Genomic DNA, 16,294 nt, shown 5'->3' on the forward strand with positions numbered 1-16,294 from the left:
GAAGAGAAAAACCCCCGTAATGCTCGCGGGAGGATTCTTTTATTCGGTGGAGGACGGATAATAGAGAATTCCGCGTGAACACCTTGAAGGGTAAATGGAACGATGGGCAGTATTGCCGTTTCATGGTCTTGAACGAAGATCCGCCATGCAAAGTGCAATGGCCGACATTTTTTATGAATATTGGTTACTGATTTTTTCAAGATTCTTGTTATAATGGTATTCGGAATAAACAATCGCTTGCGGTGTCGCTGGAAGAGTGTGTCTTTCGTTCGGTTCGAGACCACTTCTTTCGAAAAGCAAAAAAGTATTGGAGGTTTCGAATGGAGAGCAAAATTGAGGTTCTGCAGACAGTGATGATTAATTATCATCCCGATTTGTACAAAATTGTCGATGCTTTGAATCGAACATTAAAGCGAAAAGATTTAATGTTCGGATTGGCGTTGGATCCAAACGATCCGAAAAAAGCTGTTTTTACAATATATCGTACCTGAATGAAGTGATACTATGAAAAAAGTTATGATGATAATCGCAATTATAGCGGTGGTGGTTTTAGCCTTTTCCACCTATATTTATGCAAGTGCTAAAAAGCCTTATCAAAAAGCGGAAGAAGAAGCTTTGAAAGTAGCCAAAGACCACGGAATCATTTCGACTGTGGATAAATTCTATTTATACAACAGTAAGAAAACGTATTATGTGCTGATCGGCGAAAATAAAAAGCATGAAAAAATGGTAGCTTGGATTCCGAAACAGCGAAAAGATAAAATCCTATATGACAAATATTCGAATGGGATTTCCGAACAAAAAGCGATAGATAAACTATATCAAGATGAGAAACCGGCCAAACTTTTATCTGTGCATCTCGGCATGGAAGAAGTCGGACCGGTATGGGAAATGGCTTATTTGGATAAAGAAGGGGACTTAAATTATTACTATGTCCTTTTCAAAAACGGCAAATGGTGGAAGAAAATGACCAATATTTAAGGCGGTGCCTGACCCCATAGCCATCAAGTTAAGAATTTGATCTTTTTTCAGCGCCAAAAACATGGTATCCTTTCTAACGAAAATCATCGTTGGAAAGGATTATTTTTTGATGGCAAAAAAGATGAAGGCATGGATAAAAACGATTCGTCAACTCTTCTCCTATGAAGAACTGACTCGTCTGGCACGGAAAGTCGGATTCATTCAGCGGCAGCGTTCATTAACAGCGGAAGCCTTTCTGACGCTATGTGCTTGGGGAGACGGATCGCTCGCCTGTCAGTCGCTTCAGCGGTTGTGTGCCGATTTGGCGCTCTGGCATGATTGCTCTCTCTCGAATGAAGGACTGAATCAGCGGTTTACGCCTCGTGCCGTGGCGTTTTTAAAAGAGGTCTTTTTTACTCTCCTGATGCATCAACGTCCGGCACTCTCTTCCATCACCGAAACGTATCGCGCTTGTTTCACCCGTCTGCGGATCTTAGACTCTACCAGTTTTTTACTTCCGACCGACTATGGTGAGGACTATCAAGGTTCGGTTTCATCTGGCGCCAAAATCCAATTTGAGTATGAGCTGTTATCGGGAACCTGTCTTCAGCTGTGCGTCCAACAGGCCAATGATTCCGATGCCCGTTTTGCTTATCATACCCAGCACACGATTTTACCGAATGACCTTTGCATTCGGGATCTGGGGTTTTTTTCACTCGCCACGCTGGCGGAGATTGATGCTCGAGGTGCTTATTATATTACCCGGTTGCGTTCCGATATCAAAGTCTATATCAAGCAGGACGGGGAGTGGCACGAATGGGATTGGGAATCGATAGGAAATCGATTGGGCGAGGGGGAAGCCGTGGAAGTGGAACACGTGTATATCGGACACCAACGCCTGTATGTTCCGCGTCTGATTTTTCGCCGTCTCACGGCGGAAGAATGGGAAAAACGGCTGGCGTACGTGCGGAAAAAGGAAAAAAAGAAAGGGAAGGCGCTGTCACGCCAAACCCTTGAACAAAAGAAATATCACATCTTACTGACCAATTTACCACAAGAATCGTTTGATGCGCAACAAGTTTATGAGCTGTATTCGCTGCGCTGGCAAGTGGAGCTGTTATTTAAGGGCTGGAAATCCTTATTTGATCTTGACCGTGTCAAAAAGATGAAGAAGGAACGATTCGAATGCCACTTATATGGGACATTGATTGCCATTTTAGTCACGCAGACTCTTCTGTTCCAAGCCCGAAGGTATTGGCATCAACGGGAGGGAATCGAGATCAGTGAATGGAAAGCGCTTAATATCCTCCAATCGTATTGGCATCGGTTTCTTTTGCATCCCCAAGCGATGGAAACCGCCCTTCCATCTCTCCTGTCTCTGTTAAGGAAACACGCGAGGAAAGACCGAAGGAAAGGAGAGGAAACGGTATCGGATCTTTTAAAGAAATTGGGGATATGGTAGTGTGGGTCATGGATATAATTGCCAAATAACCCTCTTCTTGAGGGTTATTTGGCATGCCCAGCATTTGGTTTTCTCTTCATCCTTTGATTGATTTTTCGAACATGCGTATCATCCTAAAAAATTTTATACCGCTAACTTGACGGGTATGGTGCCTGACCCCCTTTACGCTTTAAAGCGTGAAGGGGGTCAGGCACCATTGATTGACTGAAGTGGGAAATGTATAATAGAGAGCGAATGGATTTGAACGTTGTGGTACTGCTTGGAGGGAATGTATACATGAAAAGTACAATTTCAGAAGTGAGTCAATATATTGGCCAAGAAGTAACCATTGGTGCTTGGCTATCAAATAAACGTTCCAGCGGAAAGATTGCTTTTTTGCAATTGCGTGATGGAACGGGATTTATTCAAGGAGTCGTAGTGAAAAACGAAGTGGAGGAAGAAGTCTTTCAAAAAGCGAAATCTTTATCACAGGAAACGTCGCTTTACGTAACAGGAATTGTTCGAGAAGACGCCCGGTCTCCATTTGGTTATGAGTTACAAGTGAAAGACATTCAAGTGATCCATGAGGCAGTCGATTATCCGATCACCCCTAAAGAACATGGAACAGAATTTTTAATGGATCACCGCCATTTATGGCTCCGGTCGCGGAAACAACATGCCGTTATGAAAATCCGTAACGAGATTATTCGAGCTACATACGAATTTTTTAATCAGAAAGGTTTTGTGAAGATTGATCCGCCGATCTTGACAGGAAGTGCACCGGAAGGAACAACGGAGCTTTTCCATACAAAATATTTTGACGAAGACGCCTATCTGTCTCAAAGCGGCCAACTTTATATGGAAGCAGCCGCGATGGCTTTTGGAAAAGTATTTTCTTTTGGTCCTACGTTCCGGGCTGAAAAATCGAAAACACGCCGCCATCTTATTGAGTTTTGGATGATTGAACCGGAAATGGCCTTTTATGAGCATGAAGACAGTTTGAAATTGCAAGAACAATATGTATCCTATATCGTTCAATCCGTGCTGAAAAATTGTCAATTGGAATTAGGACGTTTAGAAAGAGATACGAGCAAACTGGAAAAAGTGCAAGCGCCTTTCCCACGTATTACATACGATGAAGCGATAGAACTTCTTCATGAAAAAGGATTTCAAGACATTGAATGGGGAGAAGATTTTGGGGCACCCCATGAAACCGCTATTGCCGAGCACTTTGAAAAACCGGTCTTTATCACTCATTATCCGGCTAAAATAAAACCTTTCTATATGCAGCCTGATCCTAACCGACCTGAAGTAGTTCTGTGCGCTGATTTAATCGCACCGGAAGGATACGGTGAAATTATTGGCGGATCAGAAAGAATTCATGATTACGATCTGTTAAAGAAACGCCTCGAAGAATTTCACTTGTCGCTTGATGCTTATCAATGGTATTTAGACTTGAGAAAATACGGTTCTGTCCCTCATTCAGGGTTCGGTCTAGGATTGGAAAGAACAGTTGCATGGATTAGCGGAGTGGAACATGTACGTGAAACGATTCCGTTCCCACGCTTGCTGAATCGTTTGTATCCTTAATGGAACAAAAAGATCATCCATCTTAAAATATCAGTCTGAATGAAAGAGAAGGCTGTCAGCATTTCTTTATTTTCCATTGAAGAAATGGGAGTTTTAGAAATGCTGACTGTGATGAGAAACCACATTTTCATTTTATGATGATGTGGTTTTTTCATTTGTGATTTTCAGGTGAGCAGACCTACATATATAGCCAGCACGCGGATGAAGAGAAGAAAGCGATCGAATGGAAAAACGTTTTACATTATGACATCATGCTAGGGGGATTTACATTCTCTTTCTGCTATCCCCATGCTATACTATTGATTGAGGTGTCCGAAATGGATCAAAAAGAGCTGATGAAATTTTGGTTGGAAGAAGGAACGGTGAATGTTTCCAAGTTGCTTCTTACCCATTATACGAGATTGAATTTGACGGAAACAGAATTGGTGTTGCTTTTGCAGTTAAACCGTTTCATAGAAAAAGGAATCCACTTTCCTACGCCGGAAGAAATTTCGGATACAATGACCATTTCTGCAGCAGAATGCGCACGTATACTGCGAAAACTTGTTCAAATGCAATATATTGCCATTGAAGAAGGAGAAAAGCCCGGCTACGAAAGGTATTCTTTGCAGCCGCTTTGGGAAAAATTTTTGGATGTCCTATTGATGGAAAAAAGAAAAGAAGAGCTTCAAAAAACATGGGATCATGAGCAAGATTTGTACTCTTGCTTTGAGCAGGAATTCGGCAGACCCCTTTCGCCGTTAGAGTGTGAAACACTTGCGATTTGGATCGATCAAGACGGTCATACTCCCGTCATGATTAAAGCGGCTCTTCGAGAAGCGGTCATATCAGGGAAATTGAATTTCCGCTATATTGATCGAATTTTGTTTGAATGGAAAAAACAAGGAATACAATCCATCGATCAAGCAAGAGAATACAGCCAGCGTTTTCGACAAGGAAAACAACAAACCACTCAACCTAAAAAATCCCATAAAGCTGTTCCTTTTTATAATTGGCTGGAGAAATAAACATGTTTTTTCATCATTGCCCATTTTCAAAACGGTTAAAAAGAGAGCGTAAAGGACAGGACCGTAAAAGTATTTTTGTTCGGCATCCGTACAATCTTACGGACAATGGGTCAGTCTATTTTTAGAGAGAAAGGCGGTGACGATGATGTTGACAAAATCGCAAATTCGCTACTGTTTAGACGTAATAGCCAAAATGTTTCCCAATGCGAAAGGGGAACTGAATCACCGAAATCCATTCGAGCTGCTGATCGCTGTAGTGCTGTCTGCCCAGAGCACCGATGCGCATGTTAATAAAGTCACAAAATCATTATTTCAAAAATATAAAAGACCGGAAGACTATGTTCGTGTTCCGTTAGAGGAGCTTGAACAAGATATTCGATCCATCGGGCTTTATCGCACTAAGGCAAAAAACATTCAAAAATTGTGCAAAATACTTATCGAGAAACATCAAGGGCAAGTACCGGAAACGAAAGAGGAACTGATGGAATTGCCCGGAGTTGGAAGGAAAACCGCAAATGTCGTCGTTTCGATTGCTTTCGGACAACCAGCCATAGCGGTGGATACTCATGTGGAAAGAGTGAGCAAGCGATTAGGAATTTGCCGCTGGAAAGATAGTGTGTGGGAAGTGGAACAAACTCTTATGAAGAAGGTTCCGAAAGAGGAATGGTCCATCACTCATCATCGGCTTATTTTTTTTGGACGGTATCACTGCAAAGCGCAATCGCCGAAATGCGAAGAATGCCCGTTATTGTCTTTGTGCCGTGAAGGAAAAAAAAGAATGAAGGGGAAGAAAGGGCTTGAAAAAGCAAAGAGAACTACCGAAGGAGCTTGAGGACGATTTTTTCTTTTTGCGCTCAAAACCGTTCGATGAAAATCAAGCACCGTTATCAGCGGCAGAACTGGAGAAATTTCCTTATTTTCTTTTTGAGTTGTCTTTTTATTGGAATAGTCCAATAGAAGAGTACCCTTGGGAAAATCCAGAAAAATCGATTCCAATTTTATTGAACAAATGGGAAAAAATTCGAGAAAGGTTAGAAAGAAAATTCTCCAAAAGAGAAAAAGTACTTAAAAGCGAGATGAGGGCAGGAATAGCGTTGTTTTTTATGTTGATGTTTTGGAGCAATTCTGCGCCGGTCGAACTTAGCAATTGGAAAGAGAAAATGGATGGATTTTATGCTAAACCCGTAAATGGAGCTGAACGGCTTCAATTTATTATGGAAAGGCCAAATAGTTATCCTGCTTTCAGGCAATTAGATGAACTGTTTACAGAACAGTATAAGCAATATGCTAAAATGGCTGCTATTCAAAAACGGAAACAAAAAGAAGCAAAGTAAAAGGACTACTCCTTCGTTTTCACAGTATCTTGGAAGACGTAAGATCATTGTGAAAAGCAAGAAGGGGTAGTCCTTTTTTTGTCATTTCTCTTGAAAATCAAATTTTAAAGACCAAGAGGAAAAATCCCCTTGGTCATGGATGCATGGTCTATTATTCGTTAGGCGGAACGCTGTTGGTCGAAGCCGAACCCTTCGTTGATTGCCCTGAAACGGGTTGTTGTTTATTTTGATTGGGCGGTGTAGATGGCTGATTCGGTTGACTTGGCTGTGTATGGTTATTGCTTCCATTACCGCCGCTTTGGTTTCCATTTCCTGTGTTGTTACTTGGTTGCTCTGGATTTTGGTTATTGCTATTGCCATTATTGCCGTTGCTGTTGTCATTATTATTGTTACCGCCGTTCATGCCGTTATTACTGTTTTCATTTCCGTTATTATTGTCGGTTGGGTTCTCATTTGGATTCGTCGTTCCTTGGCCTTGATTATTGCCTTGTGATTGATCAGAATTTTCTTCACCTGGAACATTTACGCTCGTAGAAGCAGGTGCACTGCGTTTGCCATCTACAATGGCCACCACTGAAAATGAATAAGTTGAACCAGGTTGGACGCCGGAAATCACGATGGACGTACCATTCGTCGTTTGAGTCGTAGTGCCTTGGCTTGAAGAGGCAGTCACTTCAAACGAGGCCGGTTGATCGTAATTCCATGATAACGTGATGCTTTGTGTTAACGGATCGTACTGTCCGCTTAAACCAGATGGTGCAGAAACGGTTTGTTCCTCCTCTTTCTTATCGTCTTTCTTTTCTTGGTTATTGTCATCTGAAGAATCATCAGAGTATTGGGTCGGTTCTTCTCCGCGGACAAATAATTCGTAATCAACCTTATCCCTCGGCACGCTTTTGCTGGCTATCCGTGGCGGATCGGATCCTGCTACAATCGGCAATTCGACAACGCTTTTCGGTTTTTTAAAGTCTTTTGTTTCCGTATTGGAGGAAACATGCGCCATCACGTTTTTAAACATTTTCTGAGCAATTTTGGATTCTTCAGGCGTTAAATAGTTTTTATTCGGTTCAGGATAGCCGGTCCAAACGGCCATTGAATATTTTGTAGTGTAGCCAACAAACCACGAATCTTTGTTGGCATAATCAGGAATACCATACTTTTGCCGCGTTTCTTCATCATAGTTGGTCGTTCCGGTTTTTCCTGCTAAAGGAAGTCCAGGTATATTCGCCGTTTGTCCTGTACCGGATTTGACGACGTCTTTCAACATATCCGTCACCATATAGGCGGTGTAGTCTTTCATGGCAATTTGCGGGTCAATCTGATTTTTGATTTCCGTTTCGCCATCGCGCAGCACAATTTTCTTAATACAATGCGGTTTATGGTAAATACCGTTATCACCAAACGCCGCGTATGCACCTGCCATTTGGAGCGGTGAAGGACCTTGATCCATTCCGCCGATGGCGTATGACTCATACATATGGTCGAAATGAATTCCCAAGTTGGAAAGGAATTCGCTTGCTTTATCAGGACCGACGGCTTGGAATGTTTTTAAAGCCGGAATATTGTAAGACCATTGCAGCGCTTTGCGAATCGATACTTGGCCTTTATAGGTGCCGTTGGCATTGCGAATCGGTTGTCCGTTTGAGTAGCTGTAAGGCTCATCGGTCAGCTGGTGGTAGGTGGACCATTTCAAGTATTCAATCGCAGGACCGTAATCGATGAGAGGCTTAATTGTAGAACCTGGCTGTCTATGGGCATCGACAGCATAGTTATAGCCTCTTCTTACTTTTTGATTTCTTCCGCCTCCGATTGCACGAATTTCACCAGTTTTCGTATCTAAAAGAACGAGCCCGGCTTGAAACTTGTCATCCGGATATTGAATGACATCATTGGTGTTCATCATATTTTCTACATAGCTTTGGGCATCCGGATCCAAAGTGGTGTAAATTTTCAATCCATCGGAATAAGCGTTGTAGCCGCCCATGTTTTTCACTTCATCCACGACAAGGTCGATAAAAGCACCATACTTGTTATCCGCCGTATCGACTTTTCGTTTGGATGGAGGGACAAGATAATGAGTGACATGATCCGCTTCCGCTTGACGCATTTGCTGTTCAGTAATTTTCCCGTGTTGTTTCATCAATGATAAAACGATATCTTTTCGTTTTTCTGCTTGTTCCGGATGTTCAAACGGATTGTAATTATTCGGGCTTTGTGGCATACCGGCCAGCATGGCTGATTCCGTCAGATTCAATTGATTCAGATCTTTATTAAAGTAATGCTTTGCCGCTGCTTTAATTCCGAATATGCCATCAGACATATAAATTTTATTGACGTACATTTCAAAGATTTGTGCTTTTGTATATTTACGTTCTAGCTGATATGCCAGCCACCATTCTTGTACTTTTCGTTTAATCGTTTTTTCATGAGTCAAAAATGAGTTTTTGACTACTTGCTGAGTGATGGTGCTTCCGCCTTGGGAACCATAACCGTTTGTCACATTGCTGATAATGGCTTTAATGGTTCGAATAATATCGATCCCGTGATGTTGGTAGAAACGGGCATCTTCGGTGGCAATGATCGCATCTCTCACTAGTTTGGGGACCTCGTCATATTTGACATAGTCCCGATTTTCGGATCCCACCGAGGTAATATAGTGTCCATCCTTGTCGTAAATTTTGGAAGGAATGGGGTCCTTTAGCATCGATTCATTTAATTTAGGCGCGTCTTTAATGAAGTAGGCGAACGTTCCAATCCCGCCCACCAACATGACGAGACCGACAATCACCAATGATAACAGGATACGTTTGGCCAAAGAACCGCCATTTCGCTTCTTTTTTGGTTTTTTGCTTTGCTGTCTTCGTCGTTCTGTGCGTGATTTATATTGGTCAGCCATAAGCTTACTCCTCACTTTCAAAAATAAAAACCTAATCGCTTTCTACTTGATATCATTATGGGTTTTTTGGCAGAAATTAAAAATAAGAATGGTAAAGAATGTCTACCACTTCCAAATAATCAATGCGAGGTTGATACTTAATCGGAATAGTTTTCCCATAATTTTCAATTTCTTCTTTTTTGATGGATTTCCTTCCCCCGTTTTTCATCCGTTCCCAAAATCGAAAAAGATGTTGGCTCGGAAGCAAGAACACTTCATCCGTTGTGGTGAAACGGATAATAACGAAGGAGATGCCTTTTTGTTGTTCCACTTGCATCATGTGGCGGATTTGATGTTCGTGAAAATTTTGCAGTGGAAAAGAGTGCAAGTTTTTCGTTTCTTTGGCTTCAAAGTCAATATATCTCCCCTTGTATACTCCGTTATAGTCTGTAGTGGATGGCTGTTTGAAATAAGCCTCTTTGATCACAGCGGCACTCCTTGCCGGATAATCTACTTGAACAATTTGAATAGGTGTCGGCTTTTTATGAATGACAGCATGTCCAATTTCTAAATAATACTGATTGGTCAAATTGAGATCTTCTTCGAGAGTCATTCCTCGATTGCCGTATCGTATCGGTTTTGAATGGCCTTTTTTCGCTATTTGTTGTTGAGAAGGATTGTATTTTTTTCCATTTGGATAATGAAACTCCACGATCAACACCTCGCAGACTACTACATATCATATCAGAAACCGAGCCGAAATGGGGGAATAAAAATCTGAAATTGTCGCTATCATAAGCTTATATATGGAAAAGAGTCGAGATATATGAACAAAACCTTATTTTTTCGTTGTATTTTTTCCAAAATCGTTGGCGCTGACCGTTTTTCCTCAATGGAAGACGTTATTTTAAAGGCGGACTGGCGCCATAACATGGATAATATCAGCAGAACGAGCGCTTATTTTCATTTTTGCCGCCATCACCCAGAGATAAAATGGGCTTTTTTGGCGTCGATGGAATCCAGAAATGCTGGATATAATATGTGTGATTTAAAAAGTCCACAATTGATCACGTTATTAGAAGAAGAAACTAGGGACCATATGTTTTTAGCTTATGAAAGAGCCAATTGGCTGATTTTTCGTGATGCGTATCCGCAATTGCTTCTATATCATTTCTCCAAATTAGAAAATCGCCCTCTTTTTCGAAGTTTAGATCGCTGGGGCGTTTCCCAATTTATGATTGAAGAATGGGAGCACTTTTGGGTGGAAAAGGACGGAGATCGGCTGCTGAAAGCACTTATCATCAATGAACAAAACGTTATTCAAGAACCGATATTAAAACATCCTCTGTACAAAAAGAAAGTTTTTCGTTCATTGCTGTTTTGGGTGGAGGAATGTTTGCATTTCAGCACGGTTTTATTTCCGACGATCAATGGAAATTTATACGGTTCCAGCGTGACCTCGTTTCGCAACGTAGATGCGCGAATCGATTTTGGAAAGCGGTTGGCTCATATCCTGTTTCATACGGATCTTTATCCTCATTTTTTGTTATTTGCTCGAAAGGTGGAGCATACTGGTTCGCGGAAAGATTACGAGCGTTTTATGAAGAAGCCGTTTTATAGCCAGACGCCCATGCTTCGATGGGCATTTCCGATCGTGGAACATCATATACATACATGGAGAGACTGGTCGCAAGAAGCGGTCATCAAAGATGAATGGTTTATGGATTCCGAACCTGGAAAATCCGTCCATTTAACAGAATGGTTTGTTCAAAAGCAGATTCAACTCCAATGGGCAAGCTTGATGAAAAAGATATAAAAAGAATCCAAAAAAGCAAGGAATTCCTTGCTTTTTCGGTCTTGAATGAATGATGGACTACGTTGATGGGCGGTTAGGTCCTGAGAGTTTTTTGTCACCATAGGCGGATTTTGTCTCAGAACGAGTACCTTGGTTTTTCGGCTTTTGTTCTTTTTTCTCAGCCATATTGTACACCTCCCGTCCTATTGTTAGCTTTTCGGAAAGGAAAAATACGGTGAAAGAAGGAAAAGAATAGCCCATTCTGTTAAAAAAATTCTTTCTTTGCCGAATGGCATCTAGTTTTGTCAAGAAGGCAGGGAATGGCAAAAAAATCAAGAATATGGGTAATACCTTGAAGGAAAGGAGAGGAAATTCTATGATACAAAGAGAAGAAATTTTAAAGTTGTTTGAGCAAATAGAAGAGAAAGTCGAAGATATGGATGATCTTTTGACGGTCAGTATTTATCAGGAGAAAGAAGCGGGATTTCAATCGATTGAAAAGCAAAAAAAATGGCTTATGGACCAATTGGCAGATATTGAAGAAAATGTGGAACACATTTCCTATACACAAATGAACCCTTCATCTGTTAGAAAACTTGCGTTGTAAAGAACAGTTTCGTTATAGTTTTTTTAGTAGCTTATAGATGATAAATAAGCTGCTTTTTTTATTCTTGTCAGCGGGAATGTCAAAGTCTTTCATATTGATTCGCCAAAAGCCGTTTTCATTATATTTTCGATATTTGGACCATCCTTTTATCTTGCGTCTTTCATTCTTTCCTTTTGTACGTATCCGCTTTGCACGAAACTTTTATTCAGTGCTTGAAACGGCAGACCCATTGATTAAGGATGATTTGGTTAGATCTTGTTTTATGATTAAAGGGGGGATGTATATGGATGAACAATCAAATTTATGGATATTAACTAGCGAACTGTTAAAGCTTGTTCAGCAGGCGGATGAAGTGTATGAAACCGTTCGATCAACGGGGAAAGAAATGGATTTTTATACGGAAGTGAAGCCTTTTGCAGATAAAATGAAATCGTTAAGTGATGAATGGGAAGCGGAAGCAAAAAAGTGGCTTATGAGTCAAAAACCGAAGTACATCCATAAACAACAAATAACCGCGACATTAGAAAATTTGCAAATCATCGCTGTACAAGCCTTTTTTCCAAAAACTAGCTACAGTCGTTTTAAGCAAACCGTTCATTCAGTGGAGTATGTTTTAAATGAAGTAAAACGGAATGTTCATGATGGAGAATCCCCTAAAAATGTGATTAATGACAATGAATCGTAAAACTTCATTTTTCAATCATCAGACAAGCAATAGAATCATATGGGCGGAATATTTTCGTTAGGGCGCATAGAGGGAGTTTTAAGGCGGAAAACAAAAAAGAGGCGGATTTTAAAAGGGACGGACTAACCTTTTAAAATCCGCTTCTTTATTGAGATTATAAAGCGGAAGTTGTATTCCATAACGATTGTTCCAAGACAATGGGACTGATTGCTCCGGCGGTTTCTAAATCAAGAACAACGTCTCTGTAGTCTCTGAGAGGCAGCTCATTCAACAAATACAAATTTCTGGCAAAATCAAGAAGCTGATTAAAATCTCGCGGCGGGTAAGATTTTTTTTCCAGAAATTTTTCTTTTAACTCGTGAATGGTCATTTTATCAACCCCCTCTTTGTTTGTTCTATGTTAACATAAATAGCCACTTATTTGGACACATTTTTGTAAAAAATAGATATACAAATATCGACATTATCGGAAAATTATGAATTCACTTTTCAACTTTTGCCACATAAAATAAATCAACAGAAATAGAGAAAGGAGAAAACATGATGCGGAGGCAAACGACTAGCGGTTATCCGTATTTGGCTCATTATCAAGCTGATCCAGGCCAACCTTATGAAATTTTACCTCATGGCCAGTCTAGTCCCATTTTTCATCATTATGCTCACTACCCTTATCAAGCTTATGATCCTTTAAATGCGGAAAATGCCGGGAGTTCTTACGTTTATCCCGCAATCCCAAATCAGCCCCCGGCAACAACGAACAGCAGCGACTTATTTGAAAATCCGCTGCAACCTAAGAAACATACTGTCCCCACACAAATAAACTATTTGCATCCATACCCGAAAGGCAACTTAATGAAACCGCCATCAGGAGGATTTCACACGATCATGAATTCTTTCAAAAATCAGGATGGCACTTTGGATATGAACAAAATGATTAACACTGCCGGTCAGATGATGGCGGTAATGAATCAATTTTCGAGTGTGGTAAAAGGGTTTGGCAGCGTATTTAAACAATCATAGGATTCAACCCAGGAAATGAAAGAACCCGCCGTTTTGGAAGGCGGGTTTTCATACGTGGTTTGCAAAAAAATCATGTCAATCGGATAGTTCAATTATTTTCCCTTTCTTTTTCGGTAAAATCAATGTTAGCAGGCCGTCTTTGTACTTCGCTTTTGCCATTTTTTCATTAACCAGTGCAGGGAGAGGAATCGTTCTTGATTGTCTCCTAAAAGAAGTTTGCTCTTGCACGATTTGCCGCTTCTCATTTTCCTCCAGTACATACTCTCGCTCAGAAACGGTAATAGTGACAAATTGAGCATTGATTTCTATTCCAATTTGTTCTTTTGATACACCGGGCAGTTTAGCCAATATCCAGTATTCATTTTCTTTTTCTCTCATTTCCACCGGAAAAGAGCCGGCAAAAAATTCATCGATGTGCTTTAAGAAATTTTTCATCGGCCGCTCAGGAAAAATGCCGTTCATGGATTTCATCCAGTCGTCAAACGTATTGCGCTTTTTCGGTTTCTCTGGAAGATGGCTGTCCATCGCCATTTTCTATTCTCCTTTCTTCAATCGGTTCTCTTCATTTACAATATGCCAAAATATTGGAGAGGTGACTGCCGTTTGCGGGTGTTATATGGTGCAACTTTTTTCTTTTAAAGAGAACGTTTATTCGGTACAATAGACAGTATTGAGGTGAACGATGAAATGGAAAAGAAAAAAACGATACAAGAAGCGATTGAGTGGCTGAAAACGGATGAATCCATCAAGGATCAGATTGTTCATTGGCATACCATTCCCGAAAAAGAAGCGAAAACAGCTCCCTTTCCAAAAACGCTTCATCCTTTATTGAAAGAAGGGCTTCAAAAACGGGGGATCGACCGTCTTTATACTCACCAGCTTGCAGCTTATGAGAAAGCTAGAAATGGTGAGAGTTTTGTCGTAGTGACCCCCACTGCTTCGGGAAAAACATTGTGCTACAACTTGCCTGTTCTTGAATCCATTTTGTCCGATTCTTCATCAAGAGCCCTTTATTTATTTCCGACAAAGGCGTTGTCACAAGATCAGAAAAGCGAATTAAACGAAATGATAATGGAAATTGGGGCTGATATTAATAGTTATACATATGACGGTGATACTCCGTCGGGAATCCGGCAAAAAATCCGCAAAGCCGGACATATTGTCATTACCAATCCGGACATGCTGCATTCCGGGATTTTGCCCCATCATACAAAATGGGTTTCCTTATTTGAAAATTTAAAGTTTGTCATTATTGATGAATTGCATATATATCGTGGAGTGTTTGGCAGCCACGTGGCCAATGTCATTCGACGTTTGAAGCGAATTTGCCGATTTTACGGAAGCGATCCAGTGTTTATTTGCACGTCAGCGACGATTGCGAATCCAAAGGAGTTAGCGCAAGCGATTTGCGAAACACCTATGGCTTTGATCGATAATAATGGCGCTCCAAGCGGGAAAAAGCATTTTGTATTCTATAACCCGCCGGTCGTCAACAAGCCGCTGAATATTCGCAGAAGCGCGCTTTTTGAAGTTCGGAAATTAGCCGGCGAACTGTTGAAAAACAAAATTCAAACTATCGTATTCGCTAGAAGCCGAGTCCGGGTGGAACTGCTTCTTTCCTATTTGCAGGAACTAGTCCAGCATGAATTAGGTCCTAAATCCATCCGTGGTTATCGTGGCGGCTATTTGCCGTCGGAACGGCGAGAAATCGAAGAAGGTTTAAGAAAAGGAGATATTTACGGAGTAGTCAGTACGAATGCTCTGGAATTGGGTGTGGATATTGGTCAATTGCAGGCGTGTGTGATGACGGGTTATCCAGGTTCGGTATCCAGTGTTTGGCAACAAGCGGGCAGAGCCGGCAGAAGACAAGGGGAATCTTTAGTGATCATGGTAGCTACTTCCAGCCCTCTTGATCAATATATTGTCGATCACCCGGATTATTTTTTGAACAAAAAACCGGAAACAGTACGGATTAATCCAGACAATTTAATCATCTTAGTAGACCATATAAAATGTGCTGCATATGAACTTCCTTTTCAAAAAGGAGAAACGTTTGGAAATGCAGAAGTGGAAGAGATTTTGGAGTTTTTGACAGAGGAAAGAATTCTTCATTATAAAGGCGAACGTTGGTTTTGGATGAACGACTCGTTTCCGGCTCATAATATCAGCTTGCGGTCTGCTTCTCAAGAGAATGTCGTGATTATTGATACGACGGAAACAGCCAATGTCAAAGTGATTGGGGAAATGGATCGCTTTAGCGCCATGACTCTTCTTCATGAAGAAGCGATTTATCTTCATCAAGGAATTCAATATCAAGTTGAAACATTGGATTGGGATGAAAAAAAAGCGTATGTAAGAGAAGTGGATGTAGATTATTATACGGATGCCAACCTCGCGATTCAGCTTCAAGTGTTGGAAATTGACAAACAGCGGGGAAATGAACAGGCGCTAATCTCTTTTGGTGATGTAGGAATCCATATTCTCCCAACTATTTTCAAAAAAATAAAACTAGATACCCATGAAAATATTGGTTCAGGACCTATTCATCTTCCGGAAGAGGAAATTCATACGAGTGCCGCTTGGATTTCTTTGCAGCAAGATTTAAAAACTTTTTCCGAAGAACATTTAGAAGAGGGATTGATTGGCGCCGCGCATAGTTTAAAAGCCGTTATTCCGTTGCATATTCTATGCGATCCCTCGGACATTCATATAGCGCCTCAAGTAAAAGCAAATTACAATGGAAAACCGACGATCTTTATTTATGACCATTATCCGGGAGGCATTGGATTAAGCAAGGAAGTGTATAACCGAATGAAAGAAATGATTTTCAGCGCAAAAGAGTTGGTTGAGAGTTGTCCTTGCGAGAACGGGTGTCCGTCCTGTATTGGAACGGATGTCGCTTCAAAGCACGGCAAAGATCATACAATACGGCTGCTAGATCTTTTCGCTAAAGCGGTCAATGAACCGATGGAGTGAGGAA

General features: G+C 41.0%; 17 protein-coding genes. 12 read left to right on the top strand and 5 right to left on the bottom strand.

The genetic code is table 11. The features are described 5' to 3' along the window. Positions 1-320 precede the first annotated feature (320 nt). The 7 genes from N1I86_RS15070 (at position 321) to N1I86_RS15100 (ending at position 6,332) form a co-directional block, all read left to right on the top strand. The gene (locus N1I86_RS15070; protein ID WP_003355111.1) at positions 321-491 is read left to right on the top strand and encodes a YpmA family protein; all 171 of its coding nucleotides are present in this window, start codon (positions 321-323) and stop codon (positions 489-491) included. 13 nt (positions 492-504) lie between these two features. After that, a complete protein-coding gene (locus N1I86_RS15075; RefSeq protein WP_048623548.1) occupies positions 505-981 on the top strand; it encodes a cell wall elongation regulator TseB-like domain-containing protein in 477 nt (158 codons plus the stop codon). A 109-nt stretch (positions 982-1,090) separates the two neighbouring features. Then, positions 1,091-2,422, top strand: coding sequence for an IS4 family transposase (locus tag N1I86_RS15080; protein ID WP_003354357.1), 1,332 nt, complete (start codon positions 1,091-1,093; stop codon positions 2,420-2,422). A 276-nt stretch (positions 2,423-2,698) separates the two neighbouring features. Next, positions 2,699-3,991: an asparagine--tRNA ligase gene (gene asnS, locus N1I86_RS15085; RefSeq protein ID WP_341096988.1), complete on the top strand. Its 1,293-nt coding sequence runs from the start codon at positions 2,699-2,701 to the stop codon at positions 3,989-3,991. A gap of 317 nt (positions 3,992-4,308) precedes the next feature. Continuing rightward, the gene (locus N1I86_RS15090; protein WP_048623546.1) at positions 4,309-4,998 is read left to right on the top strand and encodes a DnaD domain-containing protein; all 690 of its coding nucleotides are present in this window, start codon (positions 4,309-4,311) and stop codon (positions 4,996-4,998) included. Between the two features lie 145 nt (positions 4,999-5,143). Beyond that, a complete protein-coding gene (gene nth / locus N1I86_RS15095) occupies positions 5,144-5,830 on the top strand; it encodes an endonuclease III (protein ID WP_270583535.1) in 687 nt (228 codons plus the stop codon). Then, positions 5,796-6,332: a YpoC family protein gene (locus tag N1I86_RS15100; RefSeq protein WP_341096990.1), complete on the top strand. Its 537-nt coding sequence runs from the start codon at positions 5,796-5,798 to the stop codon at positions 6,330-6,332. The genes nth and N1I86_RS15100 overlap by 35 nt, the downstream gene beginning before the upstream one ends. Positions 6,333-6,483: 151 nt before the next feature. On the opposite strand, the gene N1I86_RS15105 is transcribed toward N1I86_RS15100, so the two are convergent. Together N1I86_RS15105 and recU are read right to left on the bottom strand one after the other, a co-directional pair. Continuing rightward, entirely contained in the window at positions 6,484-9,228 is a 2,745-nt protein-coding gene (locus N1I86_RS15105; RefSeq protein ID WP_341096994.1) for a transglycosylase domain-containing protein, read from the bottom strand. A gap of 76 nt (positions 9,229-9,304) precedes the next feature. Beyond that, positions 9,305-9,919: a Holliday junction resolvase RecU gene (gene recU / locus N1I86_RS15110; protein ID WP_048623542.1), complete on the bottom strand. Its 615-nt coding sequence runs from the start codon at positions 9,917-9,919 to the stop codon at positions 9,305-9,307. A 114-nt stretch (positions 9,920-10,033) separates the two neighbouring features. Between recU and N1I86_RS15115 the strand changes: the two genes are divergently transcribed. Continuing rightward, on the top strand, positions 10,034-11,023 hold the full coding sequence (locus N1I86_RS15115) for a DUF2515 family protein (RefSeq protein ID WP_341096996.1): 990 nt from the start codon (positions 10,034-10,036) through the stop codon (positions 11,021-11,023). A gap of 57 nt (positions 11,024-11,080) precedes the next feature. On the opposite strand, the gene N1I86_RS15120 is transcribed toward N1I86_RS15115, so the two are convergent. Continuing rightward, positions 11,081-11,188, bottom strand: a complete 108-nt coding sequence (locus N1I86_RS15120; protein WP_270583530.1) for a spore protein — start codon at positions 11,186-11,188, stop codon at positions 11,081-11,083. A gap of 190 nt (positions 11,189-11,378) precedes the next feature. Between N1I86_RS15120 and N1I86_RS15125 the strand changes: the two genes are divergently transcribed. Beyond that, entirely contained in the window at positions 11,379-11,609 is a 231-nt protein-coding gene (locus N1I86_RS15125) for a hypothetical protein (protein ID WP_003355099.1), read from the top strand. A gap of 283 nt (positions 11,610-11,892) precedes the next feature. After that, complete coding sequence (locus N1I86_RS15130) at positions 11,893-12,294, top strand: YppE family protein (RefSeq protein WP_003355098.1); 402 nt, start codon at positions 11,893-11,895, stop codon at positions 12,292-12,294. Between the two features lie 154 nt (positions 12,295-12,448). Here the strand turns inward: N1I86_RS15130 and yppF are convergent, their stop codons facing one another. Beyond that, positions 12,449-12,664 (bottom strand): YppF family protein, encoded by a 216-nt coding sequence (gene yppF, locus N1I86_RS15135; RefSeq protein ID WP_341096999.1) that lies wholly within the window; start codon positions 12,662-12,664, stop codon positions 12,449-12,451. 173 nt (positions 12,665-12,837) lie between these two features. Between yppF and N1I86_RS15140 the strand changes: the two genes are divergently transcribed. Continuing rightward, positions 12,838-13,314, top strand: coding sequence for a YppG family protein (locus N1I86_RS15140; protein WP_270583529.1), 477 nt, complete (start codon positions 12,838-12,840; stop codon positions 13,312-13,314). A gap of 75 nt (positions 13,315-13,389) precedes the next feature. On the opposite strand, the gene N1I86_RS15145 is transcribed toward N1I86_RS15140, so the two are convergent. Continuing rightward, positions 13,390-13,845: an Hsp20/alpha crystallin family protein gene (locus N1I86_RS15145; protein WP_341097002.1), complete on the bottom strand. Its 456-nt coding sequence runs from the start codon at positions 13,843-13,845 to the stop codon at positions 13,390-13,392. Positions 13,846-14,001: 156 nt separating this feature from the next. Between N1I86_RS15145 and N1I86_RS15150 the strand changes: the two genes are divergently transcribed. Beyond that, positions 14,002-16,290, top strand: a complete 2,289-nt coding sequence (locus N1I86_RS15150; protein WP_341097004.1) for a DEAD/DEAH box helicase — start codon at positions 14,002-14,004, stop codon at positions 16,288-16,290. Positions 16,291-16,294: the final 4 nt, after the last annotated feature.

This window comes from Bacillus sp. FSL W8-0116 (assembly GCF_038003825.1).
GTDB lineage: Bacteria > Bacillota > Bacilli > Bacillales > DSM-4216 > Bacillus_O > Bacillus_O smithii.

What these genes read in the sequence shown, in the direction of transcription:
- N1I86_RS15070 (WP_003355111.1), top strand. Translation starts at nt 321, where the DNA reads ATGGAGAGCAAAATTGAGGTTCTGCAGACAGTGATGATTAATTATCAT.
- N1I86_RS15075 (WP_048623548.1), top strand. Translation starts at nt 505, where the DNA reads ATGAAAAAAGTTATGATGATAATCGCAATTATAGCGGTGGTGGTTTTA.
- N1I86_RS15080 (WP_003354357.1), top strand. Translation starts at nt 1,091, where the DNA reads ATGGCAAAAAAGATGAAGGCATGGATAAAAACGATTCGTCAACTCTTC.
- asnS (WP_341096988.1), top strand. Translation starts at nt 2,699, where the DNA reads ATGAAAAGTACAATTTCAGAAGTGAGTCAATATATTGGCCAAGAAGTA.
- N1I86_RS15090 (WP_048623546.1), top strand. Translation starts at nt 4,309, where the DNA reads ATGGATCAAAAAGAGCTGATGAAATTTTGGTTGGAAGAAGGAACGGTG.
- nth (WP_270583535.1), top strand. Translation starts at nt 5,144, where the DNA reads ATGTTGACAAAATCGCAAATTCGCTACTGTTTAGACGTAATAGCCAAA.
- N1I86_RS15105 (WP_341096994.1), bottom strand. Translation starts at nt 9,228, where the DNA reads ATGGCTGACCAATATAAATCACGCACAGAACGACGAAGACAGCAAAGC.
- N1I86_RS15115 (WP_341096996.1), top strand. Translation starts at nt 10,034, where the DNA reads ATGAACAAAACCTTATTTTTTCGTTGTATTTTTTCCAAAATCGTTGGC.
- N1I86_RS15120 (WP_270583530.1), bottom strand. Translation starts at nt 11,188, where the DNA reads ATGGCTGAGAAAAAAGAACAAAAGCCGAAAAACCAAGGTACTCGTTCT.
- N1I86_RS15125 (WP_003355099.1), top strand. Translation starts at nt 11,379, where the DNA reads ATGATACAAAGAGAAGAAATTTTAAAGTTGTTTGAGCAAATAGAAGAG.
- N1I86_RS15130 (WP_003355098.1), top strand. Translation starts at nt 11,893, where the DNA reads ATGGATGAACAATCAAATTTATGGATATTAACTAGCGAACTGTTAAAG.
- yppF (WP_341096999.1), bottom strand. Translation starts at nt 12,664, where the DNA reads ATGACCATTCACGAGTTAAAAGAAAAATTTCTGGAAAAAAAATCTTAC.
- N1I86_RS15140 (WP_270583529.1), top strand. Translation starts at nt 12,838, where the DNA reads ATGCGGAGGCAAACGACTAGCGGTTATCCGTATTTGGCTCATTATCAA.
- N1I86_RS15145 (WP_341097002.1), bottom strand. Translation starts at nt 13,845, where the DNA reads ATGGCGATGGACAGCCATCTTCCAGAGAAACCGAAAAAGCGCAATACG.
- N1I86_RS15150 (WP_341097004.1), top strand. Translation starts at nt 14,002, where the DNA reads ATGGAAAAGAAAAAAACGATACAAGAAGCGATTGAGTGGCTGAAAACG.